This window comes from Micromonospora musae (assembly GCF_003626545.1).
Classification (GTDB): domain Bacteria; phylum Actinomycetota; class Actinomycetes; order Mycobacteriales; family Micromonosporaceae; genus Micromonospora; species Micromonospora musae.
The window spans coordinates 180,992-205,780 of record NZ_RAZS01000012.1; the positions used below are offsets into that span (position 1 = coordinate 180,992).

Here is a 24,789-nt window from a genome sequence, read left to right on the forward strand (position 1 = left end):
TCAGAGCTGCTCCTCCTCGTACCGGGCCACAACGGCGGCCGGATCGCCGCGGTCCACCAGTACGCCCTCCTCGAACCGGAGCGCGACGTCGCAGCGGACGGCGAGCCGTGGATCGTGGGTGACGATGACGAGCTGCTGCGGCATCTCGTCGAGCAGGAAGCGCGCGATGCGTCGGCTGTTCGCGGCGTCGAGGTACGCGGTCGGTTCGTCGGCGACGACGAGGCCGGGCTCGCGGATGAGCACCGCGCAGAGCGCGAGCAACTGCTTCTGCCCGCCGGAGAGGGTCTGGGCGGGCGCGTCGGCGTGCTCGGTGAGGCCGAAGCGGTCCAGCGCCGCGGTGACCCGCGCCTGGATCTCCGTACGGGAGAGCCCCTGCCCGCGCAGGGAGAACGCGACGTCCTCGGCCACGGTCGGCATGATGATCTGCGCGTCCGGGTTGCTGAAGACGAAGCCGACGCGGCGGCGCACCTGCTTCGGTTGGCGGACCGGGTCGATCCCGTGCACCCGCACCTCGCCGCGGGTCGGGGTGACGAGACCGTTGAGCATCCGGGCGAAGGTCGACTTGCCGGAGCCGTTGGAGCCGATCACCGCGATCCGGCGTTCGTCGAGCTTCAGCGAGAGGTCGCGCAGCACCGCCCGGCCGGCGAACTCGACCGAGACGTTCTCGAAGTGGAGGTCGGTGCTCACCGGACCACCTCGAAGAGGGCGGCCACGCCCAGGCCGCCGCCGACGGCCGCCGTCGCGAGGCCGAGCGTCCCGGCCGGGGCGCCCGCTCGCACCAGCCGGGAGAAGAGGCGCACGACGCCTACCGCTCCGCTCGCGCCCCAGGGGTGGCCGAGCGCGAGCGCGCCGCCGTCGGCGCAGACCCGGGCGTCGACCTCGTCCCCGGCGGCCAGACCGAGCCGGGTGAGCACGGCCAGCGTCTGCGCGGCGAACGCCTCCACGATCTCGATGGCGGCGACGTCGGCGAGGGTCACGCCGGCGGTGCGGAGCAGGGCCTCGACCGCGGGCACCGGGCCGAGCCCGGGCAGGGCCGGATCGCAGCCGACGGTCGCGCCGGCGACCAGGGCGAGCCCCGGCACGTCGCCACGGGCGCCGGCCGGCACGATCGCGACGGCGGCGGCCCCGTCGCTGTTGCGGCAGGAGTTTCCCGCGGTCACGGTGCCGCCGTCCGCCGCATCGGGAAAGAGCGGGGGAAACCGGTCGAGCATGGTGGGGATACGGGGGCGTGGGCCGCTGTCACGGGTGAGGCCGGCGAGCGGCACCAGTTCGTCGTCGAAGCCACCCCGGGCCAGGGTCGCGGACGCGAGCCGGTGGCTGCGCGCGGCGTACCGATCCTGACGGTCGCGGCCGACGCCGTCGAGGACGGCGAGGTCCTGGGCGGCGCGCACCATGTCCGGATCGGCGAAGCCGTCGGGCGCGAACGGGGCCCTGGTGTACGCGACCCCGTTCGCGATGCGGGTCGGCGCGGTGGAGGCGCTCTCGGTGCCACCCGCGATGCGGGCGCGGGCGTCACCGGCCCGGATCGCGTCGGCAGCGGTGACGATCGCGGCCAGGCCGCTGCCGCACTGCCGGTCGATCGTCATCCCCGGCACGGAGAACCCCAGTCCGGCCGCGAGCGCCGAGAGCCGTGCGGTGTTGCCCCCCGGCCCCAGGCAGTTGCCGAGCACGACGTCGGCGACCTCCAGCGGCCGGGCCGTCACCCGCGTGGCGTCGTCGACGCAGGCCCGTACGACGGGGGCCGCCAGCCGCTCCACGGTGACGTCGGCGAGCCGGCCGCCCTTGCTGGCGATCGGGGTGCGCCGCGCCGCGACGACGACCGGGAGCAGGTGGGCCGACTCAGACAACGCGGCTCACCGTCCCCTCGATCGCGTCGTGCCTGATCCGGTCGCGGGCCGGCTTGCCGGTGGCGGTACGCGGCAGGCGCTCGGTCCAGAACCAGCGGCGGGGCAGGTGCGTGCCGGAGAGCAGCGCGCCGGCCCGTCGGCGCAGCTCCCGGGCGGACGGCGGGCGGCCACCGGGACCGGTTTCGATGACCGCGGCGACGAGCGCCCCGGCCCTCGGGTTGGGCAGCCCGAAGACCACGACGTCCTCGATCCCGTCGAGCCGCTGCAGCGCCGCCTCGACGTCCTCCGGGATGACCGTGGCGGCGGCCGTGAGGATGGCGCCGTCCCGGCGACCACGGAACCGCAGCGGATCGGCCGGATCACCGCCCACCAGGTCGCCCACCGTGCCCCAACCCTCCGGGTCGCGCCGGAACGGCCCGCTGGCCGTGCCGAGGTATCCCGCGGCGAAGTACGGGGAGCGGACCCAGAGCAGACCTTCGTCGACGCGGGTCTCGACGCCGTCGAAGGGGCGCAGCCCGCGGCCGTCGGGGTCGACGGCGACGAAGGAGAGCTCGGCGGCCCCGTAGTAGGCGATCAGCCGGATCCCTGCCGCTTCGCTCCGGCTGCGCAGACCCGCGTCGAGGCGGGCGCCGCCGACCAGCGCGACACGGAGCCGGTGCGCCGTGCCGGCCTCGATCCGCTCGAGGACGCTGCGCAGCGCGTACGGCGTGCCGTGCAGCACGGTGGCGTGTTCGAGGTCGCTGTCGGAGACGGTGTGCGTCCTGGGCAGGAGGACGCTCGCGCCGACCGTCCGGGCGTGCACGACGGAGAACATCGTCACCGACGACACCAGCGGTGAGGGGAGGTAGACGACGTCGTCGGCGGTGAGGTCGAGCAGCCGTTCGACGCCCGGGTACGAGGCGGACCACGACTCGTCCGTGCGGACGATCACCCTCGGCGTTCCGGTGCTGCCCGAGCTGAAGGTGGCCCACGCCATCCCCGGCGCCGGATCCGCCGCGGCGACCGTCGCGCGCAGGCCGGCCCAGTAGTCGCCGTTCCACCTGTCGTCGCCGATCAGTGGCACACCGCCGGCGGCCCGCACGGCGAGGGCTGTCGTGAGGGCCGCCACCCGATCGTCGTCGAGGATCGGCACCACCCGGCCCGGCACGTCCACCCCGGCGGGGCCGGCGGCCGCGATCCGATCGCGCAGCTGCGCGTCGGTCAGCACCGTCGCGCCGCAGCGAAGGGCGGCCCGCTCGGCCGTCACCGTACGCTCGCATCGGTCTTCGGCCGCGCGGCCGGCGGCCGGGGCGCGGCCGCCGTCTCGGCGCCGAACGCCCGCGGGTAGGCGCGCCAGAGGGCCATGGCGACGGCCGTCGCGATCACCACCTTCAGCAGGTCACCGGGGAGGAACACGGCGCTGGACACTGCCGTCTCGCCGAGCGGCAGCCGGGTGACGAGCGACTGGACGGGGATGCCGACCGCGTAGACCGTGAGGGCTCCGCCGATGAAGCAGCCCAGCGCCGTTCGCCACCACGTCGGCTGCCGGCTGCCGATCCGGCAGATGGCCCCCACCACGAAGGCGCCGGCGATCCAACCGAAGAGGAAGCCGGCCGACGGTCCGACGAAGACTCCCGCGCCGCCGCGACCGCCCGAGAGCAGCGGCATTCCCGCCAGAACGAGCGCGAGGAAGAGCGTGACGGCCGCCGCGCCCCGCCAACGGCCCAGGACGGCGCCGGCGAGCATCACGCCGAGCGTCTGCGCCGTGATCGGCACGGCTCCGCCGAAGACGGAGATCGCGCCGGGGATCCCGAGGACCGCCAGGATCGCGGCGAAGACCACGATCCGCGTGACGTCCCGCATGTCGAGGGGGCGACGTCGCTCCATGATCGGCTCCTTTCCAGCCCGCGTCGGCCACGCGGGGACGGCCTGCCGCCGGGGGTTCCCGGCGCTCGGACGATCAGCGGAACGGCGTTCACCTGAACACCGTTCTCCTGAACGGCGTTCACTATACTGATGGCATGTCGAGGCCGGAAAACAGCGCCGGGTACGCCCGCAACACCCGCGACGACGTCGTCGAGGCAGCCCTGGGGATCCTGGACCAGCAGGGGCTGCCGGATCTCACGATGCGCCATCTCGCCGCCACGCTCGGGATCCAGCCGAGCGGGCTCTACTGGCACTTCCCCAACAAGCAGGCGCTCCTCGCCGCGGTCTCCGACCGGATCATCGCGGGCGCTCGTAACGTCGACGCCGACGGGCGCGGCTGGCAGGAGCGGGTACGGGCCGAGGCCGCCGCGCTACGCGACGCGCTCCTGGCCTTCAAGGACGGCGCCGAGGTCGTCTCCAGCACCCTCGCCCTCGGCCTCGGCGCGGAGGAGCTGCAGCGACGGCTGACCGACGCGATCGACGCCGGCGGGTTCGACCGGGAGACCAGCGAACTGGCCGCCGCGACGATGGTCCACTTCATCGTCGGCCACGCGTTCCACGAGCAGCAGCGCATCCAGGCGGACAGCCTCGGCGCCGTCGCGCGCGAACACGCCCTCGACCGGGTGGACCCGGCGGACGCCCCGGTCCGGCCGCGGGCGTTCGAGTTCGGGGTCACGCTGCTCATCGCCGGGCTCGAACGGCGGCGTACGCCCCTGCCGACCGATCCGGCGCCCGCGAGCGCCTAGCGGCATCGCCGGCGACCCGGTAGGTCCGCCGCTCAGCGGCGACGGCGGCGACCGGCGCTCCCGCACCGAAGGGGCTACTGCGCCGGAGCCCCCGGACCGACCTCGCCACGCCTCAGGTGCTCGGCGTTGCGCTCGGCTTCGCTGTCGGCGTTCGCGGCCCCGGCGCCCGGATCCTCGGTTCGGCGACCCTCGACGTCCTGGTACGCCTCGCCCCGCTCCAGCGCCTCCTCCTCCTGCTGCCGCCGGCTCTTCTCAGGTGTGGTCACCCCACCCACCTACCCCGGAGCCACCCCGGCAATCCCCCATCGGCAGAAACGGCCTCGTTCACGGAAAAAGTGGCTATCCGGTGCGCGGAGACCACTCTTTCAGTGAAAGTGCGCGGATCTTGCGGGGCTGTCGCGGTGACAGCGAATTGTCGACAGTGGACGTCGGGCAAGTACGATGCCGGCTTAGCGCAGAGCTGGCACACCGACGACCCCTCTCGACAGGAGCCTGGCATGGTTGCCCCGGACACCGAACTCGCCGCGAAGATCCAGTCCGACGTGCCGCACGCGGCGCGGATCTGGAACTACTGGATGGGCGGCAAGGACAACTTCCAGGCCGACCGGGCGGCCGGTGACGCGGTGGCCGAGGTCTATCCGGAGATCGTGCTCATGGCGCAGCACTCCCGCCGGTTCCTGGTGCGCGCCGTGCGCTACCTGGCCGCGGAGGCGGGCGTCCGCCAGTTCCTGGACATCGGCACCGGCCTGCCCACCATGCAGAACACCCACGCGGTCGCCCAGCAGGTGGCGCCCGAGTCGCGCATCGTCTACGTGGACAACGACCCGATGGTCCTCGTGCACGCCCGGGCGCTGCTCGCCAACACCACCTCCGAGGGCGTCACCACCTACGTCCCCGCCGACTACCACGACCCGGAGACGATCCTCGCCGAGGCGGCGCGGACCCTCGACTTCGACCAGCCCATCGCCGTGATGTTCATGGGGGTGCTCGGCTACGAACCGGACCTGGACGTGCTGCGTTCGATCGTCCAGCGGACGATGGACGCGACCCCGTCCGGCAGCCACCTGGTGCTGTGGGACGGCACCGACACGAGCCCCGAGGTGGTCGCCGGGGCCGAGCGGCTGGCGCAGAACGGCGGCGTCCCGTACATCCTGCGCAGCCCACAGGATCTCGCCGACTGCTTCACCGGCCTCACGATGGTCGAGCCCGGTCTGGTGCCGATCCCGCTGTGGCGTCCGGACGACGCGGACGCCGAGGCGATCGACGCGTACGGCGCGGTGGCCCGCAAGCCCTGATCCGGCGCGGTCCGTGCCACCTCTGGTGGTCCGGGGGCGGGTTCAGGGCGGGGAGCCCCGTGCGGCGGCGCCGCGCCTGCCGAGCTCGCCTCGGATCGGCAACCAGTACGCCGGGATGAAGGCGGCGATCACCGCCACGCCGAGCAGTGGAAGGAACGCGCCGACCAGCATTCCGGCGGCGATCCAGATCATCGCGAGCCGGAACCGGCGGGCGACGAACCGGGCGCCGGTGTCGTCGATGGTGGCGCCGAGCAGCTGGCGTTCGTGGCGCGCGTACGCCCAGATGATGTTGAACAGGATCGCGGCCAGCTCGATCGTGGCGCCGTAGAAGACGACGGCGCTGCGCTCACCGTGGCCGGAGTGGAACGCGTCGGCGAGGACGGACGCGGCGAACGGCAGGAACGCCACATCCATCAACAGCAGGGTGTTCAGGAACATCAGCAGCCGATCCACCACTCGGATGTGATCGAACATCACGTGGTGGTTGACCCAGATCTGGCCGATCATCAGGAACGTGACGGAGTAGGCCAGGTAGGACGGCCAGAGCGCGCCCAGCCCGTGGAAGAGCCGCCGGAAGTCCTCCGGCGGCCGGATGTCCAGCACGAGCAGGGTCACCGCGATGGCGAAGACCGCGTCGCTGAACGCCACCAGCCGCCCCGGATTGCGGGTCCCGCCGAACGCCGCCGACGGCTCGGCCGAGCGGCCCCGACGTCCCGGCACGCCTATCCCCGCGTCCGGTCGCGCCGTCGCCGGTGGCCGGCGCCGAGCGGTTGATCCGCACGCTTGATCGACCCGTCGGTGTCCGCTCGATCCGGTGTCGCCTCTGGCATGACCGGTCAACTCGTCGACGAGGGGTGCGGTAACTGGTGCCGGGTAGCCTTCTCGGCGCGCCGACGCCCCGGGCACCCGGCCGTCCAGCGCCACCGGCTCGGGGGTCCGGCCGGGGACCGCGACGCGCGCTTCCAGGGACCGGTCACCGGCCGGGCGATGAATCAACAGAGCTGATGTTGATCATCGGAATGATTCGTTTGATTTGATGCTCGTGCCGCGCGAAGCTTGATCCGTCAACGAACGAAGACGGGTCAACGGAGGCTCGACATGAGCAAGGCACAGCGCGTAGCGATCGTCACCGGCGGTTCCCGGGGCATCGGCCGGCAGGTCGTACTGGAGCTCGCCGAGGAGGGTTACGCCCTCGTCGTCAACTACGCGGGCAACAAGGCCGACGCGGACGAGACCATGGCCGCCCTGGCCGCCACCGGCGCGAAGGCGATCGCGTTCCAGGCCGACGTCGCCGACGAGAACGCGGTCAACGCGATGTTCGACGCCGCGGAGCGGGAGTTCGGCGGCGTCGACGTGGTGGTGAACATGGCCGGCATCATGCCGGTGACGCCGCTGGTCGAACTCGACCTCGACACCCTCGACCGGGTGATCCGCACCAACCTGCGCGGCGCCCTCCTCGTCACCCAGCAGGCCGCCCTGCGGGTGCGCCCCGGTGGCGCGATCATCAACACCTCCAGCTCGATCACCAAGTTCAGCCGGCCCGGGTACACGGCCTACGCCGCCACCAAGGGCGGGGTGGAGGCGATCACCCTGATCCTCGCCCGCGAGCTGCGCGGACGCGACATCACGGTCAACACCGTGGCACCCGGACCCATCGACACCGAGCTGTTCCTGCGCGGCAAGGACGAGGAGACCATCGCCCGGATCGCCGCCGAGCCGCCGCTGGGCCGGATGGGCACCCCGGAGGACATCGCCCCCATCGTCGCCTTCCTCGCCGGTCCGGGTCGCTGGATCAACGGCCAGGTGGTGTACGCCAACGGCGGCGCCGTCTGACGGCCGGACCGATCGGTTCCACTCGCCCCGAACGCACTCCCCCCAGATCCGAGGTGTCCGACATGAGCAAGATCATCCTCATCAGCGGTGCGTCCAGCGGCTTCGGCGCGCTCGCCGCCCGGGCACTGGCCCGCGCCGGCCACACCGTGTACGCCGGCATGCGTGACCGCGCCGGGCGCAATGCCCGGGCGGTCGCCGCCGCCGGCGAGTACGCCACCGAGCACGGCGTCGACCTGCGCACGGTGGAGCTCGACGTGTCGTCCCAGCCGTCCGTGGACACCGCGGTCGCCACCGTCCTGGCCGAGCAGGGCCGGCTGGACGTGCTGATCCACAACGCCGGCCACATGGTCACCGGTCCGGCCGAGGCCTTCACCCCCGAGGAGCTGGCCGCGGTCTACGACACGAACGTGCTCGGCACCCAGCGCCTCAACCGGGCCGCGCTCCCCCAGCTCCGGGCCCAGCGCAGCGGTCTCGTGGTCTGGGTGGGCAGCTCCAGCACCCGCGGCGGCACCCCGCCCTACCTGGCGCCCTACTTCGCCGCGAAGGCCGGCATGGACGCGCTCGCGGTCAGCTACGCCGCCGAGCTCACCCGGTTCGGCATCGAGACCTCGATCATCGTCCCGGGGGCCTTCACCGAGGGCACCAATCACTTCGCCAACAGCGGCCACCCCGCCGACCAGGCCGTCGTCGCCGCCTACGACGAGCTGTACCCCGCGCTGACGGAGCAGGTCGGTCGGCGGCTGGCCGAGCTCGAGCCGCCGGACGCGGACGTCGCGTCGGTCGCCGAGGCCATCGTCACGGTGGTCGACACGCCGGCCGGCAAGCGCCCGTTCCGCGTACACATCGATCCGTCGGACGACGGGGCCGAGGTGGTCAACGGGGTCGCCGACCGGGTACGGGCCGAGCTGCTCACCCGGATCGGGCTGGCCGACCTGCTCAGGCCCCACCTTGCCCACTGAGTTCGGGCCGGGAGCCGGAACCCTGGCCGCCGAGGCGTCGCGCCGCACCGGACGCGACGCCCGGCGGCGGTCCCGGGCGGCCCGCCCGTCGGACCCCGGCGGCCTGCAGCTGAGGCAGCTGGAGTACTTCCTCGCGGTCGCGGCCGAGCAGAGCTTCACCCGCGCCGCCACCCGGCTGCACGTGGTCCAGTCGGCGGTGTCGGCCGCGATCTCCGGGCTGGAACGGGAGTTGGGCGCGACGCTCTTCGACCGCAGCGCGCAGGGGGTGGTGCTGACGGCCGCCGGAGAGGCGCTGCTGCCGAAGGCCCGGACGACGCTCGACACCGCCCACGCCGCCCGGGACGCGGTCCAGCGGGCCGGCCGGGAGCTGGGCGGCAGCATCGCGATCGGGTGCCTGAGCGGGGTCGGCGGGATCGACTTCGCGGGCCTGCTCGGCCGGTTCCACACCCGGCACCCGCTGGTCCGGCTCTGGCTGCGCACCGCCGAGTCGGACGGCTCCGCCGGACTGGCCAGGTCACTGGCGGACGGCGAGCTCGACGTGGCCTTCCTCGGCATCGGCGCTCGCCCGTTCCCCCAGCTGCATACCCGCCGCCTGCTGCGGCTGCCGCAGGTGCTGGCCGTTCCCGCCACCCACCCGCTGGCGAGCCGGAACACGGTCACCCTGACCGAGGTGGCGGGTGAGCGGTTCATCGACTACCCCGTCGGCTACGCCACCCGCACCGCCACCGACCAGGCGTTCGCGGCGGCGGGGCTGGAACGGACCATCGCGATGGAGGTCAGCGACGTGGCCGTGGCGGCGGACTTCGTCGCCCACGGCCTCGGGGTGGCCTTCCTGCCCGCCCGGGCGTTGCCGGCCGGGACCGGCATCAAGGCCCTGCCGCTGGACGATCAGTCGCTGGAGTGGTCGCTGCACGTGGCGACCGCCCGCCACAGGCGGGTCGGCGCGGCCACCGCCGCGCTGCTCAAGCTGGTCGACGAGCACCTGGAGCCGGCCGCCTGGCGGACGGCACGGCACGGTAAGGCACGGCCCGGCAGCCGCATCGGCTAATGGCCGAAGGTGTACCGCAGGTTCGCGTTGATCAGTTCGTTGAGCCGCCGGCGCAGGTGACCGAGGAGCGACGGGTCGGGTACGGGCTCGGCGACCAGCAGCGTCCAGCGCAGCCGGGTGCCCTCTCCCCCGTCGGGTTCGAGTTCGAAGCGCACCTGGGCGTCCGGTCGCCTCGGACAGAGCGAGGACCAGACGACGAGGTGCGGCCGGTCGGCGTGCAGGATCCGCGGGGGCTCTTCGTCGTCGAGCAGCCGTAGCCACTGTCGTAGCGGATCCCGGTCGGGCTCGGTGAGCGCCTCGAAGACGACGGCCGGCGGGGGTGGTTGGTTGCGCGTACGGCTGCCGGCTTCGCTCAGGCCCACGGCTGATCGGCCTCCTCGTCCGCGGTCGGAGATCAGCGCTTGGCGGAGCCGGGCCGGAGCAGCTTCGCCAGCTCCGGGCGGACCAGGTCGGTCCACGGCGTCGGCCGCAGGGTCGCCGGGTCGAGGCGGACGACGACCCGCCGCCCCTCGGCGTTCACGGTCGCCCCGTCCGGGGAGAGGACCCGGAAGCCGTACTCGGCGCTGGTGCGGCCGACGCTGTCGAACCAGAAGTGCACCAGCCGCGGGCCGCTGCCCTTGATGGGCTGGTGGTAGGTGACCAGCAACTCCCGGACGACGTGGAACGAGTCAGGGAACCGCTCGTACGAGTTCAGGTCGAACCCGCGCCCCGTCCAGTACGCGGAGAGCGCCCGCTCCAGCAACGTCGCGTACCGGCTGTGGTGCAGCATGCCGAACGCGTCGAGCTCATCCCAGTTGACCGGGCTCGACTCGACATGGCCGTACTCGACCTGGATCGGGGCGGTGGATGACATGGCTTCTCTCCAGCGAGGGTCTGGTCCCGCGCGAGTGTCAGGACCGGCCGACCGCTACCCCGGTGACCTGCCCCGACAGCCGGCTCGGCCGGGGGTCGGATCTTTGTCACACGGGTGAGTCATCCGACGCGCGCCGATCGCCGCGAGCGGCCTTCAGCGGGCCCTGGTGGCGGTCAGCGCGGAGTCGATGAGCGTCGCGGCGGCGGCGCGGGCGTGCCCGGCGGCCTCGCTCGTACCGGCTATCGCCGCCGTGGTCTGCGCCCCCTCGGCGAGGATGGCGAGTTGCGAGGCGAGCGACGCGGGCCCGCCGGCCTCGGCGACGAGTGCGGCGAGGGCGGCCTGGAAGTGGGCCTTGTGCTCCCGGACGAGTTGGGCGATCCGCGGCGCGGTGGCACCGAGCTCACCGAAGGTGTTGATGAAGACGCAGCCGCGGAAGTCGTCGTCGTCGAACCAGCGGGCCAGCATGTCGTAGACGGCGAGCAGCCGGTCGCGCGGCGTCGCGCCGGTCGCGACGGCCGCCTCGACGAGGCCGTTCCAGAGTCGGCGCCGACGGTGCAGGACCTCCTCGACGATGCTCTCCTTCGAGGGGAAGAGCTGGTACAGGCGCTTGAGGGAGACGCCCGCCTCGGCCCGCAGGGCGTCCATGCCCACCGCCTGGATGCCCCGGCCGTAGTAGAGCCGGTCGGCGACGTCGAGCACCTTCTCCCGAAGCTCCTCGTCGGTCTGCGTCGGCATATTCCCTCCCGCTGTCACGGATCTCGGTGACGACCCTCACGGCCGAAGACCCGCTGGGGGACTATCGCGGAGAACGGCCGTTCTCTAGGCTACTCCACAGAGCGAGAGAACGTACGTTCTCCGATGCGACAGGGGAGGCCGTCATGCCATTCATCAACGTCGGGACCGAGAACAGCACCGACATCGACCTCTACTACGAGGACCACGGCCAGGGGCAGCCGGTCGTGCTCATCCACGGCTACCCGCTGGACGGGCACTCCTGGGAGAAGCAGAGCGCGGCCCTGCTGAAGGCGGGCTACCGGGTGATCACCTACGACCGGCGCGGTTTCGGCCGGTCCAGCCAGCCCACCGTCGGCTACGACTACGACACCTTCGCCGCCGACCTCAACACGGTGCTGGAGACGCTCGACCTGACCAACGTCGTGCTCGTCGGCTTCAGCATGGGCACCGGCGAGGTGGGCCGCTTCCTGGGCCGGTACGGCTCGGCCCGCATCGCCAAGGCCGCCTTCCTCGCCTCGCTCGAGCCGTTCCTGCTCAAGACCGAGGACAACCCCACCGGGGTGCCGCAGGAGGTCTTCGACGGCATCCTCGCCGCCGTCACCGCCGACCGGTACGCCTACTTCGCCGACTTCTACCGCAGCTTCTACAACACCGACGAGACGCTGGGCAGCCGGCTCTCCGAGGAGGCGCTGCGCAACAGCTGGAACGTGGCCGCCGGCTCCTCCTGGTTCGCCTCGAGCGCCGCCGTGCCGACCTGGCTCACCGACTTCCGGGCCGACATCGAGAAGATCGACGTGCCGACGCTGATCCTGCACGGCACCGCCGACAACATCCTGCCGATCGACGCGACCGGCCGGGAGTTCCACAAGCGGCTGCCGCAGGCCGACTACGTCGAGATCGAGGGTGCCCCGCACGGCCTGCTCTGGACGCACGCCGCCGAGGTGAACGAGGCGCTGCTGGCCTTCCTGGCCAAGTAGCCCGACCGGCCGAGGGGTGGGGTGGCCGGACGCGGCGACCCCACCCCGCGGCGCGACCTCCGACGGAATCCGGGCTGGCTCGTCCCGCCCCGGAGCCGTAGCATGAGTCGGCGAGCATAGACGAGCGACGATCTTCGGGGGACTCGTGGCCGACCAGCAGATCCAGCGCGTGTTCGTACCACCGTCCGACGGGTCCGGCCCGGGCGTGCCGAACGGCGCGGAGCCGGCACCGCCGCTGAGCCCCGCCCGGATCACCGGTGTGGCGTCCGGCTTCATGACCGCCAAGGCGCTCTTCGTCGCCGCCGAGGTCGGGCTCTTCGCCGCCGTCCCCGCCGAGGGCGCGCCCGCCTCCACCATCGCCGAGAAGTGCCGGATCCCGGTGCGCAGCGCCCGCGCCCTCGCCGACCTGCTGGTCGCCACCGGCCTGCTCGAACACGACGGTGAGCGCTACCGCAACGCCGCCGACACGGAGGCGTTCCTCGCCGGCCGGGGACCGCTCGACATGCGCCCCATGCTGACCTACTGGGACGTGGTCAGCTACTCGGCCTGGGCTGAGGCGTCCACCGCGTTCCGCACCAGGCAGGGCGTCCGGCCCGACCTCGACGAGGCACAGACCCAGGCGTACGAGGCGTCGGTGGCCCTGGTGACCACGGAGACGGCCGCCGACCTGGCCAAGGCGTACGACTTCCGCCCGCACCGGCGCGTGCTCGACGTCGGCGGCGGCATCGGCACCTTCGTCAAACCCCTCCTGAGCGCATATCCGCAGCTCACCGCCACCCTGCTCGACCTGCCCGAGGTGGTGGAGGTCGCCCGCGAGAAGCTCGCCGGTGACGCCTTCGCCGACCGGCTCGACCTGGTCGGCGCGGACGTGTTCGCCGATCCGCTGCCGGGCGGGCACGACGCGCTGATCGTGGCCAACTTCCTGCACCTCTTCCCGCCGGAGCGCAACACCGAACTGCTCACCCGGCTGCGGAACGCGGTGGCGCCGAACGGCCGGCTACTGCTGGTCGACTGGTGGCGCGACGCCTCGGCGCCGCACCCGGCGACCCGCCTCGGCGGGGGCGAGTTCCTCATGATCAGCGGTGGCGACACCTACGAGGCGGACGAGGCGGCCCAGTGGCTCGACGCGACCGGGTGGCGGCTCGTCGCGCACCTGCCGCTGGCCGCGCCGGCCGGGCTGATCGTCGCCGAGCCGGCCGCGGCGCAGCGGTAGGCCCGGTGGCCCCGACCGGCGCCGACGTGGGCGCGCCTAGAGTGGACGGCATGGCAAGCCCGGCCCCGGACGCCGAGGGATTCGACACCCGAAATCCGTTGACCTCGCTCACGCTGGCCGAGCTCCGACAGCGCACCAGCGTGAAGTGGCGCCTGCACCCGCCGGACGTGCTGCCCCTCTGGGTCGCCGAGCAGGACACTCCGCTGGCTCCCCCGGTGGCCGACGCGCTGCGCCGCGCGATCGACCTCGGCGACACCGGCTACTCGCACGGGACGGAGTACGCCGAGGCGCTCGGCGAGTTCGCCGCGCAGCGCTGGGGCTGGCACGACTTCGCCGTCGACCGCACCACCGTCGTACCCGACGTGATGATGGGCATCGTCGAGGTGCTCCGGCTCGTGACCGGCCCGGGGGACGCCGTGGTGGTCTGCTCCCCCGTCTACCCGCCCTTCTACGCCTTCGTCGGCCACGCCGACCGAGAGGTCATCGAGGCCCCGCTCGGACCGGACCTGCGGATCGACCACGCGGCTCTCGACGAGGCGTTCCGCCGGGCCCGCGCCCAGGGTCCCCGACCGGCGTTCCTGCTCTGCAACCCGCACAACCCGACCGGGGTGGTGCACCGCCGAGCCGAACTGGAGGCGGTCGCCGAGCTGGCCGATCGGCACGGCGTGCGAGTCGTCTCCGACGAGATCCACGCACCGCTGGTGCTCCCCGGAGCACACTTCACCCCCTACCTGACGGTGGCCGGCGCCGAGAACGCGTTCGCGCTGACCTCCGCCTCGAAGGCGTGGAACCTCGCCGGCCTCAAGGCCGCGCTCGCGGTCGCCGGGCCACGGGCCGCAGCCGACCTCGCCCGGATGCCGGAAGAGGTCAGCCACGGCCCGAGCCACCTGGGGGTCATCGCGCAGACCGCCGCGTTCCGGGCCGGCGGGCAGTGGCTCGACCGGCTCCTCGACGGCCTCGACGAGAACCGCGCGCTCCTGGCCACGCTGCTGGCGAAGCACCTACCCACCGTCACGTACCACCGCCCGGAGGGGACCTACCTCGCCTGGCTGGACTGCGCCCGGCTCGGCATCGCCACCGCCACCGCCACCGCCACCGCCACCGCCGAGCTTGGCGGGGAGCCCGGCGCGGCCAGCGACCTCGCCGGGCCCGCGAAGATGTTCCTGGACCGGGCGCGGGTCGCGCTCAGCTCCGGGCACGTCTTCGGCACCGGCGGTGTGGGCTGCGTACGACTCAACTTCGCCACCTCCCCCGCGATCCTCACCGAGGCGATCAGCCGGATGGGCCGGGCGGTCGAGGCGCGTCAGGCGTCGGCGGAGTGAGCCTTCGGGTCGGTGCCACCGACGGCACGTGACTCGGCCCGGAGAGCTGCCAGCATCTGCCGGACCGCCCAGGTATCCGGATGCTCGAGACCCCACATCGCGCTATAGCCGGCGACGACGGGCTGGATGCTGGTGATGGCGTCGTCCGGTCGGCCGTCGAACCGGTAGCACGTGGCCAGGATCCAGCTCGCCTTGAGCGTCTTCTCGTCCTGCGGGCCGTCGACGGCGTTGCGTCCGGCGACGAGACGTTCGGCGGCCTGAACCCCCTCGCGTGTCTGGCCCGACGCCGTGGCGGCTACCGCCAGGTGCTCCAGGGCGCTCAGCGTCGTCTCGTCCCGTTCGCCGTTCGCCTCTGTGAGCGAGGCGACGAGACGCCGTAACAGGGGGAGCGCCTCGTCGGCGCGTCCCTGACCGACCATCGCTGTCGCGACGTGCCGGCGGGCGCCCAGCACGTCGTCGTGCTCCGGGCCGAGCACGCGCTCGCCGCCGTCGACGAGCATGCGCCAGTACCTCTCCGCAGCGTCGTGCAGCTCGGCCATGCTGAGGCTCATGCCGGCACGAAACAGCAGCTCGTGGCCTTCCGGATGCCAGAGCGGGTCTCCCTCCTGGCCCGCCAGGACGGCCGCGTTACCCCGCAGCACCGCCACGTACGCGGCGCCGTCGGGGTAGTCGTCCGGGTCGGGCCAGATACGAAGCACTGCATCGGCGGCTGCCTGTGCCGCGGCGCGGTGCACAGTGGTGGGCGTCGCCGCCCGTACGGCCGCGGCAGTGTCCCCGTGCATCCGTACCGTCCAGATCGGGTTCATCGGGTCGACCGACAGCAGACCGTAGGCCTGTAGCACGGCGGCCGCACGGGCGGCCTCGGCGCTGTCGACGTACTCCGGTCCACCGGTGGCGGTGCATTGGTCCGCCAGGTATCGGGCGACCTCCGGGGCGTCCCAGATGGCAGCCGGATGTGCGGCCGGGTCGAGCGTGGCCGCCAGCCGCAGCAAGGGCAGTGCCAACCCGACCGGCTCCTGGCCGTTCGCCGCCTCCGCAGCCAGCGACACGCCGGCCGCCACCGCGTCCTGGTCCGGGCTCTGATCGGCCAGCCGGACCAGGTACTCGCGGCAGTCCACCCCTTCGTTGACCATGTACGCCGCGGCGTGCGACAACGCCAGGGGCAGCTGTCCCAGTCGCGCCGCGACATCGTCGATCGCGTCGCCGCCGACCCCGGCGAGGCGGGCGGTGAGGTAGGCCCGCGACTCCTGCGCACTGAAGACACCGACCTCGACGGTCGCCGCGCGGCCGGACGACGCGATGGGGCCGGGCAGGCGCGTCGTGGCCAGGAACCACCCGGTCGGGGAGTGCCGCTGCGGCCACCACTCAGCGACCTGCTCAGGGTCGGTGATGCCGTCGAACACGATCAGCCAGGTGCGGTCGGTGTCGTTGAGCCAGTCGAGCAGCGCCCGCGCGTCCTCCTCGGGATCGGTCTCGCCGCGGCCAGGCGCGCCGACGAGCGCCGCGGCCATCGCGAAGGCCGACATGACCGCTTCGGGCCCGGTGGGATCAACCCACACCACCAGATCCGCCCGGTCCCGCACGGCCTGATGGGCGTACCACGCCGCGAGTTGCGTCGTGCCCACCCCACCCGGCCGGCCATCGGCACTAGCCAGCACGACGTCGCGGCCTTCGGCCCGAGCGGCGTCCACGCCTGCCCGCAGGTCGTCACGAGGTTGGAACGCCGGCGCCTGGGCCGGCAGCGGCCCCATCCACACCCCGGCCGGCGCGGTCCGCGACCGGTACACAAGGGCGGCTACGCCTATCACCGGTAGCGGGATCAGAGCCCACCACGGCCAGCCCCGGACGACACCCGACACGAGAGCGACAAGGGAGCCGAGCGCCAGGACGGCGGCGATCCGCCGGGCCGAAGCCGGCTTCCGGGAACGAGTCAGCATCGACGGTCCTCTCTGCTCATCGACACCCTACGGCAGGGTGGCGGTCCAGAGTGGATCCTCGGGGTCGTGCCGGAGGCGGCGGCGCTGATCAGCCACCCGTGGCAGCGGGGTCAGCGCAGCCGCCGGGCGGTGAATTTCGCGGGCGGCTCGGCGATCGCGTCCTGGGCCGCGATCAGCTGGAGCTCGCGGGTCCCCGCCGTGAGGGTCGCCTCGAGGACGGCGAAGACGGAGCCGATGGTGCGCTCCAGCGCGGTCGCCGGCGAGCGCGTCGTCCACAGATGCGCGAGGTACAGGGCGGCCGTGATGTCGCCGCCGCCGTTCGGGTTGATCGGCAGCAGCGGCGTGGTCACCGCCCAGGCGCCCTCGTCCGAGACGGCCACCACCTCCAGCGACCCCTCCGGCACGTCGCCGTGCAGCACGCTGGTGACCAGGACGTGTCGCGGCCCGCTCTCGCGCACCGTGTCGACGGCGTCCAGCAGCTCCGCCAGCGTGTTCGTCGTCCGGCCGGCGAGGAAGTCCAGCTCGAAGTGGTTCGGGGTGATGATGTCCGCGCGCGGCACGACGACGTCGCGCAGGTACTCGGGGATGCCCGGGCGGACGAACATGCCGCGGCCGACGTCGCCCATCACCGGGTCGCAGCAGTACACCGCGTCCGGGTTGGCCGTCTTGACCCGCTCCACCGCGTCGAGGATCACGGCGCCCATCGCCGGGTCACCCTGGTACCCCGAGAGCACCGCGTCGGCGCCGCCGAGCACCCCCCGGTCCTCGATTCCCGCGATCACCTCTGCCACGTCAGCCGGTGCCAGGAGCGGCCCGCGCCACGCGCCGTACCCGGTGTGGTTGGAGAAGTGGACGGTCAGCACCGGCCAGACCTCGTGCCCGAGCCGCTGCAGGGGGAAGGCGGCGGCGGAGTTGCCGACGTGGCCGTACGCGACCGAGGACTGGATGGACAAGATTCTCACCGCCTCATCATGGCGGGTGCTGCCGGTGCCATCCGCACTGGCCGTCGGACGTGTCGGCCGAGACACGCCCGTCGGCGGTGTCGTCACGGCCGGGACGTCGCAGCCTCCGCACTCGGCTCCCGGTCCCCTTGGATCAGCGCCGCGATGATCTCCTCCGGCGGGAGGCCGGGCGGCCGGTCGCTGACCTGCCCGTCGCCGAGCTCCACCACCCGCCACGCGCCGTCGTCGCGCAACACGAGGTCCACGGTCACGAAGGGCAGCGCCAGCGCCGTCACGAACGGGGTGAGCCAGTCCAGGTCGAAGCCGTCCGGCGGGGGTGCGCCGGGAGTGTCGGGGTGCGCCCCGACCAGGACGCACCGGCCCTCCACCCACCAGGTCCGCGCCTCCGCCGAGGTGAACCACTCGAACTCCCGCAGCACGAACCCGCCGACGAACTCGTCGTCCCGCAGCTCCCGCAGGCGGGCGGCGATCCGCCACGCGCCGTCGGCGTCCGCGACGTCCGGGATGAACGTCGCCTCGTCCCAGTGGTGCTTCATCGACTTGACGTAGTCCCGTACGACCGCGGGGCCCGGACCGAGACTCCGTAGCGCGTGGTCGAAGTCCGTCCGGTCCGAGCCGGTGGTCCACACCGAGCGGGGGGTCACCGGCGCCAACGCCGGATACCAGCCGGGCAGCTCGTGGGCTCGTCGGTACTGCTCCGCGCTCGTACGCACGGAGACGCCACGTTCGGCGAGCACCCGCGCGAGGGCCGCGTACCGATGGCTGGGGAGCATCCAGCCCCGGTAGACGGCGGTCTCGCCGGCCGGCAGGGCCGGCACCGCACGCTCCGGTTCGGCACCTCGCAGCAGCGCGTCATGGTCGACCACGGCGACGGTCAGGCCCGCCTCCCGGGCCGCCCGCGCCTCCGACGCGAAATGCTCGTCGGGGCGGCGCGGCCGCAGCGGGTCGGCGGGGACGAGTAACAGCACACTCCGGATACTGCCCGGTGCGACGGCACCGCCTCCACCGGATATCCCGCAGGTGGCCCCGGACCGCGGATGAATGGGGGGCGGTGATCCAGGCGAAGCAATAGGAATTTCACAAGAAAAACTCATTCTCTGCCGTCGCCTCCGGCTGCGCCCATTACCACCTGACCGGTTCTTCCGGCGTGGTACGAATAGCTGGTTGCACGATCGGCGAGGCGGGCGAGCTGTGGCGCGGACCAGGTGGGAACGGCTCATCCGGACTCCCCAACAGCCCCGCGAGATCACGTTCGTCGAACTCTTCTTCGACCTTGCGATCATCTTCGCGCTCATGCAGCTGTCCCGGCGTTTCCTGCGCGATTTCGGCTGGGAGAATTCGCTGCAGACCCTGCTCCTGCTGGCGGCGGTCTGGTGGATCTGGGTGGGAGCGGCCCGCACCACCGACTGGCTGGACCCGAATCAGCGTTTCACGCAGGGCATCGTCATCGGGATGATGTTCGCGGGTCTGGTGGCCGCCGCCTCCGTGCCCGAGGCCTTCGGCGAACACAGCGTCGTCTTCGCCGCGGCGAACGTCGCGGCGCACCTCGTGCGACATTTGTCGATCATCGCGGCGCTGCACGGTCATCCGGTGGGAGCGCGGTCGATGCGCGCGGCGATCTGGTTCGCCTCGACCGCGCCGCTCTGGATCGTCGGAGCGTTCCTGCCCACGACGCCGCAGCTGGTGCTCTGGTCGGTGGCCATCATCCTGGACTACGCGGGCGTCGGCGTCGGCTGGCGAGTACCCCGCCTCGAGCCGCTGCCGGAGGAGCACCTGCGGGTACGCGGCGACCACATCGCGGAGCGGCACCGACAGGTCTTCATCATCGCGGTCGGGGAAGTGATCCTGACCAGCGGTATCGCCCTCAGCCGGGCCGGTCTCGACGGTGTCCGGATCGGCGCCTTCGTCCTCGCGTTCGCGATCGCCGGACTGATCGCCCGGGCCTTCTTCCTGCCGCGTGGCCTCGCTCTCCAGGAGGCCGTCGACCGTCGACCGTCGACGGTCTCCGTCCGCGCCTCGTACCTCCACCTGATCATGATCCTCGGGACCGTCCTCACCGCGATGGGCGCCGAGATCCTGATCTCCCAGCCGCTCGGCGAGGCCCGGGCCGAGTGGTCCGCCGCCATCCTGGCCGGGCCGCTGATCTTCCTCGGCGGACGCGCCCTGTACGCCCTGCGCGTGTTCCAGCGGCGCCCCTGGCGAGCCCCGACCGGGATGCTTCTCCTCCTGGCCATCTCCCCGGCCATGGTGCGACTGCCGCCGCTCGCCGTGGCCGGAACCGTCGCCGTGGTGCTGCTCGGCATCGTGTTCAGCTACGGCCGGATCGGCGCCGACCCGCCCCGGGCGGAGACCCCGTTGGCGCAGCTGCTGCAGAAGCGCGAGAACCCTCGGCAGCTCTCCGCCTACGAGCTCTTCTTCGATCTCGCCATGATCTTCGCCCTCACCCAGGTGTCGCAGCGTCTGCTGGCCGACCTCAGCCTGGGCAACGTCGCGGAGTCGATGGTGCTGCTGGCCGCGGTCTACTGGGTCTGGGTCGCGACGGCGTGGTCGACGGACTGGTACAACCCCGACGATCCCCGGCTGCAACGGCTCATCATCGTCGTCATGCTCGCCGGACTACTGATGGCGGCCGCGGTGCCGACCGCCTTCGGCGAACACGGCCTGCTCTTCGCCGGCGCGTACGCCGGGACCCACCTCGTCCGGGGCCTGGTGATCGTTCCGGCGCTGCGCGGGTCTCCGCTGCAGGCGCGCTCGCTGCGGGTGGTCATCTGGTTCGGCATCTCGGCCGTCCTGTGGCTGGTGGGTGCCTTCCTTCCGGCCTCCGACCGGCTCTTCCTGTGGGCGGCGGCGATCGTCGTCGACGGCGTGAGCGCGTGGTTCGGCTGGCCGGTGCCGGGGCTGCGCGCGCCGCAGTCACACCTGCGGGTGATCGGCGAGCACATCGCCGAGCGGTACCGCCAGGTCTACATCATCGCCCTGGGCGCGCTGGTCCTGATCAGCGGCCGGGCCTACAGCAGCGCCGGCTTCGACGACTTCCGCACGCTCGCCTTCGCCCTCGCCTTCACCAGCGCGGCGCTGATGCTCTGGAGCTACTTCCTGCCATCCGGTCGGGATCTCGGGACCGTGGTCAACTCGACAGCACCGAAGGTCGCGGTCGCCGCCGGGTACTGCCACGGGATCATGATCGCCGGCACGGTCGTGGTGGCGGCCAGCGCCGAGGTCTACATCCGAAGCCCGATCGGGCCGGTGAACGCCGCGTGGACGCTGCTCATCGTGGGCGGGGTAGCCCTGCACATGGTCGGGCGGACCCTCTTCGGCCTCGTGATGTACGGGGCGAGACATCCGTGGCGCGGACCTCTGGCCGTGCTCGTGCTCGCCGCCATCACGCCCGGGTTGCTGATGGCGCCGCCCCTCGTGGTGGCCGTCCCCGTCGTCTTCGTCGCCTTCCTCCTCACCGTGCTTTACGCGCGCTCCCCGGTCCGCTGAGCGGATCCACCGGCCACGTCGAGGTGCCGGTCCCGCTGCGCAAGCCGCGATGAGCATTCCCGGCACCTTGACCTGCACCAGAGTTCAGCTCGGAGACTGTCCTCCCCGTCGGAGCGAGCTGGGAGCTGACCGAGTGAACGACCGTACCGGGGGCGTCCGCCCCGCACCGCTGCCACCGGCCGTCGAGGCCCGGCTGGCCCACGACCCGCGAGCTTGGCTCTGCACCCTGCGGCCGGCCGGCTCACCCCACGTGACGCCGGTCTGGTTCGTCCACACCGGCGGCACCTGGTGGGTCGGCTGCGCCGAGCAGAGCGTCAAGGTCCGTAACGTGCTGGCCGATCCGCGGGTGTCGCTGGCCCTGGAGGACGGGATCGCACCGGTTGTGGCCGAGGGCGTCGTCCGGGTGTGGCGCAGCGACTTCCCGGCGCCGGTCGTGGCGGCCTTCGCGCGCAAGTACGACGGGTGGGACGTACGGCGGCCGGAGACTCCGCAGAGTCGACGGGTGCTGCTGGAGGTGCCCGTCCGACGGTGGCTGCTGGCCGGCGAAGCGCAGTAGGGCGGGCGACCATCGATGGCCGACCATCTCTGGCGACTCTTGACATCGACGATGTTAACGATAACAGTGCCGATAGCCAGGTGCCCCGCCCAACCACTGCGTGCACCCGATAGCGCCGGCCCCTGGGCACGTTCACAAGTACGGACCACCGCGATCGGCGCAGGGCCCTCACCAAGGGGTCCGGCCCCGGCCGGACCAAGGAGAGTGAGACGTGACCAAGCAGTTCACCCGACGACGCCTGCTCCAGTTGGGCGCGCTGGCAGCCGCCGCGCCCACCACGCTCGCCATCACCTCGACCCCCGCCTCGGCGGCGACCGCCCACACCGGTGGCGCCGGCGGTGCCGGCCGTGGCCCGGTCGAGCCGTTCGCCCTCGACCGGGTCGCCCTGCACGACGGCGTCTTCCGGCAGAAGCGCGACCGGATGCTCAACTACGCCCGGAACTACCCGGGCACCGGAGGCGTCCTGGACGGTCCGGACCGGATGCTGCACCTGTTCCGGGCCAACGCCGGCCTGCCGGCGCCCGCCACCTGGCCGGGCGGCTGGGACACCCCGAACCACCTGCTGCGCGGGCACTTCACCGGGCACTACCTGACGATGCTCTCCCAGTCCTACGCCGCGACGGGCGAGGAGATCTTCCTCGAGAAGCTCGACTACCTGGTCGAGGAGCTGGGCAAGTGCCAGCGCGCGCTGGACGCCCGGGCGGTGGGCCGGGTGACGGGCCGGGCCGGCAAGGCGGTACGGCTCAGCGACCCGCACCCGAACCAGTACGTGTCGCTGCCCGAACGGATTCTCGACGGCGTCACCGACGTGACGTTCGCGGTCTGGGTGCGGCTCGCCGCCACCCAGAGCAACGCCCGGATCTTCCACTTCGGCGCCGGCACGAACAGCTACCTGTCGCTGTCGCCCTGGGTGTCGGCGAACATGGGTCCGCGGTTCGTCATCACCACCGGCGGGAGCGGCAACGAGCAGCGGGTCGACGGCGCGAGCAACGCGATCCCGGTCGGCGAGTGGGCGCACGTGGCGGTGGTCGTCTCCGCCGCCGAGACCGTCGGCCGGCTCTACGTAAACGGCGTCCAGGTCGGCGAGGGCGCGATCGGGCTGACCCCGGCCGACCTGGGCCCCGCCGTGAACAACTGGATCGGACGGTCGTCGAGCCTCAACGACCCCTACCTCAACGCGAGCGTGGACGACTTCCGGATCTACCACCGGGCGCTGACCGCCGCCGAGGTGCAGGCCCTCGCCACCGCTGACCCGGCGGCGCAGCCGCCGACCCCGACCGACCTGGTGGCCTGGTACCGCTTCGAGGAGGAGGGCGAGACCGCCGCCGACCACTCGGGCAACGACCGTGCCGCCACCATCGTCGGGACGAGCTACCCCGGTTATCTCGCCGCCTTCCCGGAGGGCCAGTTCAGCCGCCTCGAACCGCCGACGCTGCGGCCGAACAGCGGGGCGAACGCGGTGTGGGCGCCGTGGTACACCTGCCACAAGATCATGAGAGGGCTGCTCAACGCCTACCACCTGACCGGCAACGAGGACGCTTTGGAGATCGTCTTCCGGATGGGCGACTGGGCGCACCAGCGGCTCAGCCGCTACGACCAGACCCAGCTGGACCAGATGTGGAACATCTACAGCGCGGGCGAGGCCGGCTCCATGAACGAGGTGATGGCCGAACTCTCGGCGCTCACCCCGAACCGCGACGCGAAGGCCCGGTACCTCCGGACCGCCGAGGCGTTCACCTTCACCACGCTCTTCGACGCCTCGATCGAGGATCGCGACATCCTCGACGGGCGGCACGCCAACCAGTACATGGCGCCGAACATCGGCTACCTGCGGCTCTTCGAGCAGACCGGCGCCGAGGAGTACCACACCGCGGCGAAGAACTTCTGGGGCATGGTCGTGCCGCACCGCACCTTCAGCAACGGTGGCGCCGGGCGCAGCGAGCACTTCGGCGTACGCGGGGTGATCACCTCCGGCTTCACCTCGAACTCCGATCCCCGGCACGCCGAGACGTGCTGCGCCTACAACATGCTCCGGCTGACCCGGAACCTGTTCTTCCACGACCAGGATCCGGCCTACATGGACTTCTACGAGAAGGCGCTGCACAACCAGATCCTCAGCTCACGCCGGGACGTCGACAGCGTCACCGCCACGGAGGTGACCTACCACCAGAACATGTGGCCGGGACGGTCCCGGCAGATCGGCAGCTTCGTCGAGTACAGCCGGTACGGCGGCAACGGCAGCTGCTGCAACGGCACGGGCCTGGAGAGCCACACGAAGTACCAGGAGTCGATCTACTTCCGCTCCGCCGACGAGTCGACGCTCTACGTCAACCTCTTCATCGCCTCGACGTTGACCTGGCCCGGCCGTGGGTTCGTGCTCACCCAGGAGACGCGGTACCCGACCGAGGGCGCGACCCGGCTGCGCTTCGACCGGGGCAGCGGCCGGCTCAAGGTCAAGCTGCGGGTGCCGTCGTGGGCCGTGCAGGGCTACACCGTCCGGGTCAACGGCGTCCGCCAGCGACTCACGGCCACCCCCGGCAGCTACGTCACGGTCGATCGCCGCTGGTCGCGCGGGGACACCATCGACATCAGCATGCCGTTCAGCTTCCGGGTGGAGAAGGCGCTCAACGACAAGTCGGTCCAGTCCATCCTCTACGGGCCGACGCTGATGGTGGTCCGCGACGCCACCCCCAGCTACCGGGAGTTCTCCTTCTACGCCGACCTCAAGCTCGACGGCGACCTGGCGGCCGCCATCGCGCCCACGACCGTCCCGATGCACTTCACGACGCACGGCTACACCCTGGCGCCCTACTACGAGGCCGACCCGGTGCCCGGCCAGTTCAACGCCTACCACCCGTACATGAAGCGGGTGGAGCCGGAGGTGGTGTTCGGCTCGCAGGCCACCGGCGTACCCAACGACGCGCTCCGCGACGACGCGGGCGAGACGTTCCTCGACCGGGTCTGGGAGGCGGCGCCGTTCCGCAACCACGGGCACTTCGTCCAGCGGGTGGCTCAGGTGTCGGGCGAGTGGCTCAGGGCCGGGCGGCACACCGAGGCGCAGCGCAAGGCCGTTCTCGTCGCCGCCGCCCGCTCCGTCGGGGACCTGCGGCCGTGA

The 24,789-nt window shown here is 72.3% G+C and carries 23 protein-coding genes; 11 read left to right on the top strand and 12 right to left on the bottom strand.

Features of this window, described 5'->3' with window-relative positions; translation table 11 throughout:
• The 4 genes from D7147_RS27400 to D7147_RS27415 are packed head-to-tail and all read right to left on the bottom strand — an operon-like array spanning position 1 to position 3,713.
• Positions 1 to 687, bottom strand: a complete 687-nt coding sequence (locus D7147_RS27400) for an energy-coupling factor ABC transporter ATP-binding protein (RefSeq protein ID WP_120682721.1) — start codon at positions 685 to 687, stop codon at positions 1 to 3.
• Positions 684 to 1,847 (bottom strand): thiolase family protein, encoded by a 1,164-nt coding sequence (locus D7147_RS27405; protein ID WP_120682723.1) that lies wholly within the window; start codon positions 1,845 to 1,847, stop codon positions 684 to 686. Before D7147_RS27405 ends, D7147_RS27400 begins: the two co-directional genes overlap by 4 nt.
• On the bottom strand, positions 1,840 to 3,093 hold the full coding sequence (locus tag D7147_RS27410) for a class I adenylate-forming enzyme family protein (protein ID WP_199734284.1): 1,254 nt from the start codon (positions 3,091 to 3,093) through the stop codon (positions 1,840 to 1,842). Before D7147_RS27410 ends, D7147_RS27405 begins: the two co-directional genes overlap by 8 nt.
• Positions 3,090 to 3,713, bottom strand: a complete 624-nt coding sequence (locus tag D7147_RS27415) for a biotin transporter BioY (RefSeq protein ID WP_120682725.1) — start codon at positions 3,711 to 3,713, stop codon at positions 3,090 to 3,092. The genes D7147_RS27410 and D7147_RS27415 overlap by 4 nt, the downstream gene beginning before the upstream one ends.
• 134 nt (positions 3,714 to 3,847) lie before the next feature.
• Between D7147_RS27415 and D7147_RS27420 the strand changes: the two genes are divergently transcribed.
• Complete coding sequence (locus D7147_RS27420) at positions 3,848 to 4,498, top strand: TetR/AcrR family transcriptional regulator C-terminal domain-containing protein (RefSeq protein ID WP_120682727.1); 651 nt, start codon at positions 3,848 to 3,850, stop codon at positions 4,496 to 4,498.
• A gap of 74 nt (positions 4,499 to 4,572) precedes the next feature.
• Here the strand turns inward: D7147_RS27420 and D7147_RS27425 are convergent, their stop codons facing one another.
• Positions 4,573 to 4,764: a ribonuclease gene (locus tag D7147_RS27425; protein WP_120682825.1), complete on the bottom strand. Its 192-nt coding sequence runs from the start codon at positions 4,762 to 4,764 to the stop codon at positions 4,573 to 4,575.
• Positions 4,765 to 4,995: 231 nt separating this feature from the next.
• Here D7147_RS27425 and D7147_RS27430 point away from each other — a divergent pair, with 231 nt between their 5' ends.
• A complete protein-coding gene (locus D7147_RS27430) occupies positions 4,996 to 5,793 on the top strand; it encodes an SAM-dependent methyltransferase (protein WP_120682729.1) in 798 nt (265 codons plus the stop codon).
• A gap of 42 nt (positions 5,794 to 5,835) precedes the next feature.
• Here D7147_RS27430 and D7147_RS27435 read toward each other — a convergent pair whose 3' ends face one another.
• On the bottom strand, positions 5,836 to 6,513 hold the full coding sequence (locus D7147_RS27435) for a TMEM175 family protein (RefSeq protein ID WP_120682731.1): 678 nt from the start codon (positions 6,511 to 6,513) through the stop codon (positions 5,836 to 5,838).
• Between the two features lie 378 nt (positions 6,514 to 6,891).
• On the opposite strand from D7147_RS27435, the gene D7147_RS27440 reads away from it, so the two are divergent.
• From D7147_RS27440 to D7147_RS27450, 3 genes are all read left to right on the top strand, one after another.
• The gene (locus D7147_RS27440; RefSeq protein ID WP_120682732.1) at positions 6,892 to 7,626 is read left to right on the top strand and encodes an SDR family oxidoreductase; all 735 of its coding nucleotides are present in this window, start codon (positions 6,892 to 6,894) and stop codon (positions 7,624 to 7,626) included.
• Between the two features lie 62 nt (positions 7,627 to 7,688).
• A complete protein-coding gene (locus tag D7147_RS27445; RefSeq protein WP_120682734.1) occupies positions 7,689 to 8,585 on the top strand; it encodes an SDR family oxidoreductase in 897 nt (298 codons plus the stop codon).
• The gene (locus D7147_RS27450) at positions 8,575 to 9,633 is read left to right on the top strand and encodes a LysR family transcriptional regulator (protein ID WP_199734285.1); all 1,059 of its coding nucleotides are present in this window, start codon (positions 8,575 to 8,577) and stop codon (positions 9,631 to 9,633) included. Before D7147_RS27445 ends, D7147_RS27450 begins: the two co-directional genes overlap by 11 nt.
• Here the strand turns inward: D7147_RS27450 and D7147_RS27455 are convergent.
• From D7147_RS27455 to D7147_RS27465, 3 genes are all read right to left on the bottom strand, one after another.
• Positions 9,630 to 9,995 (bottom strand): SRPBCC family protein, encoded by a 366-nt coding sequence (locus tag D7147_RS27455; RefSeq protein ID WP_233563506.1) that lies wholly within the window; start codon positions 9,993 to 9,995, stop codon positions 9,630 to 9,632. The genes D7147_RS27450 and D7147_RS27455 overlap by 4 nt on opposite strands.
• A 32-nt stretch (positions 9,996 to 10,027) precedes the next feature.
• A complete protein-coding gene (locus D7147_RS27460; protein ID WP_120682736.1) occupies positions 10,028 to 10,486 on the bottom strand; it encodes an acyl-CoA thioesterase in 459 nt (152 codons plus the stop codon).
• 153 nt (positions 10,487 to 10,639) lie between these two features.
• Positions 10,640 to 11,221 (bottom strand): TetR/AcrR family transcriptional regulator, encoded by a 582-nt coding sequence (locus tag D7147_RS27465; RefSeq protein WP_120682738.1) that lies wholly within the window; start codon positions 11,219 to 11,221, stop codon positions 10,640 to 10,642.
• A 143-nt stretch (positions 11,222 to 11,364) separates the two neighbouring features.
• Between D7147_RS27465 and D7147_RS27470 the strand changes: the two genes are divergently transcribed.
• The 3 genes from D7147_RS27470 to D7147_RS27480 all read left to right on the top strand — a co-directional run bounded on the left by D7147_RS27470 (position 11,365) and on the right by D7147_RS27480 (position 14,733).
• On the top strand, positions 11,365 to 12,198 hold the full coding sequence (locus D7147_RS27470) for an alpha/beta fold hydrolase (RefSeq protein WP_120682740.1): 834 nt from the start codon (positions 11,365 to 11,367) through the stop codon (positions 12,196 to 12,198).
• Positions 12,199 to 12,343: 145 nt separating this feature from the next.
• Positions 12,344 to 13,411, top strand: coding sequence for a methyltransferase (locus D7147_RS27475; protein ID WP_120682742.1), 1,068 nt, complete (start codon positions 12,344 to 12,346; stop codon positions 13,409 to 13,411).
• A gap of 50 nt (positions 13,412 to 13,461) precedes the next feature.
• The gene (locus D7147_RS27480) at positions 13,462 to 14,733 is read left to right on the top strand and encodes a MalY/PatB family protein (RefSeq protein ID WP_120682744.1); all 1,272 of its coding nucleotides are present in this window, start codon (positions 13,462 to 13,464) and stop codon (positions 14,731 to 14,733) included.
• Here D7147_RS27480 and D7147_RS27485 read toward each other — a convergent pair.
• The 3 genes from D7147_RS27485 to D7147_RS27495 all read right to left on the bottom strand — a co-directional run bounded on the left by D7147_RS27485 (position 14,715) and on the right by D7147_RS27495 (position 18,600).
• Positions 14,715 to 16,259 carry a tetratricopeptide repeat protein gene (locus D7147_RS27485; RefSeq protein ID WP_147437457.1) on the bottom strand — a complete coding sequence of 515 codons (1,545 nt, stop codon included), beginning with the start codon at positions 16,257 to 16,259 and terminating at the stop codon, positions 14,715 to 14,717. The genes D7147_RS27480 and D7147_RS27485 overlap by 19 nt on opposite strands.
• 521 nt (positions 16,260 to 16,780) lie before the next feature.
• Positions 16,781 to 17,632 (bottom strand): pyridoxal kinase PdxY, encoded by an 852-nt coding sequence (gene pdxY, locus D7147_RS27490; RefSeq protein ID WP_120682748.1) that lies wholly within the window; start codon positions 17,630 to 17,632, stop codon positions 16,781 to 16,783.
• A gap of 83 nt (positions 17,633 to 17,715) precedes the next feature.
• Positions 17,716 to 18,600: an ATP-grasp domain-containing protein gene (locus D7147_RS27495; RefSeq protein WP_120682750.1), complete on the bottom strand. Its 885-nt coding sequence runs from the start codon at positions 18,598 to 18,600 to the stop codon at positions 17,716 to 17,718.
• A gap of 223 nt (positions 18,601 to 18,823) precedes the next feature.
• Between D7147_RS27495 and D7147_RS27500 the strand changes: the two genes are divergently transcribed.
• From D7147_RS27500 to D7147_RS27510, 3 genes are all read left to right on the top strand, one after another.
• Entirely contained in the window at positions 18,824 to 21,118 is a 2,295-nt protein-coding gene (locus D7147_RS27500; RefSeq protein ID WP_158609401.1) for a low temperature requirement protein A, read from the top strand.
• Between the two features lie 133 nt (positions 21,119 to 21,251).
• Positions 21,252 to 21,674 (top strand): pyridoxamine 5'-phosphate oxidase family protein, encoded by a 423-nt coding sequence (locus D7147_RS27505; protein WP_233563508.1) that lies wholly within the window; start codon positions 21,252 to 21,254, stop codon positions 21,672 to 21,674.
• Between the two features lie 211 nt (positions 21,675 to 21,885).
• On the top strand, positions 21,886 to 24,789 hold the full coding sequence (locus tag D7147_RS27510) for a beta-L-arabinofuranosidase domain-containing protein (RefSeq protein ID WP_120682756.1): 2,904 nt from the start codon (positions 21,886 to 21,888) through the stop codon (positions 24,787 to 24,789).

Excerpts from the sequence above, each read along its gene's own strand:
- D7147_RS27415 (WP_120682725.1), bottom strand. The coding sequence starts at position 3,713 with ATGGAGCGACGTCGCCCCCTCGACATGCGGGACGTCACGCGGATCGTG.
- D7147_RS27420 (WP_120682727.1), top strand. The coding sequence starts at position 3,848 with ATGTCGAGGCCGGAAAACAGCGCCGGGTACGCCCGCAACACCCGCGAC.
- D7147_RS27430 (WP_120682729.1), top strand. The coding sequence starts at position 4,996 with ATGGTTGCCCCGGACACCGAACTCGCCGCGAAGATCCAGTCCGACGTG.
- D7147_RS27440 (WP_120682732.1), top strand. The coding sequence starts at position 6,892 with ATGAGCAAGGCACAGCGCGTAGCGATCGTCACCGGCGGTTCCCGGGGC.
- D7147_RS27445 (WP_120682734.1), top strand. The coding sequence starts at position 7,689 with ATGAGCAAGATCATCCTCATCAGCGGTGCGTCCAGCGGCTTCGGCGCG.
- D7147_RS27460 (WP_120682736.1), bottom strand. The coding sequence starts at position 10,486 with ATGTCATCCACCGCCCCGATCCAGGTCGAGTACGGCCATGTCGAGTCG.
- D7147_RS27465 (WP_120682738.1), bottom strand. The coding sequence starts at position 11,221 with ATGCCGACGCAGACCGACGAGGAGCTTCGGGAGAAGGTGCTCGACGTC.
- D7147_RS27470 (WP_120682740.1), top strand. The coding sequence starts at position 11,365 with ATGCCATTCATCAACGTCGGGACCGAGAACAGCACCGACATCGACCTC.
- D7147_RS27480 (WP_120682744.1), top strand. The coding sequence starts at position 13,462 with ATGGCAAGCCCGGCCCCGGACGCCGAGGGATTCGACACCCGAAATCCG.
- D7147_RS27485 (WP_147437457.1), bottom strand. The coding sequence starts at position 16,259 with ATGTCGGCCTTCGCGATGGCCGCGGCGCTCGTCGGCGCGCCTGGCCGC.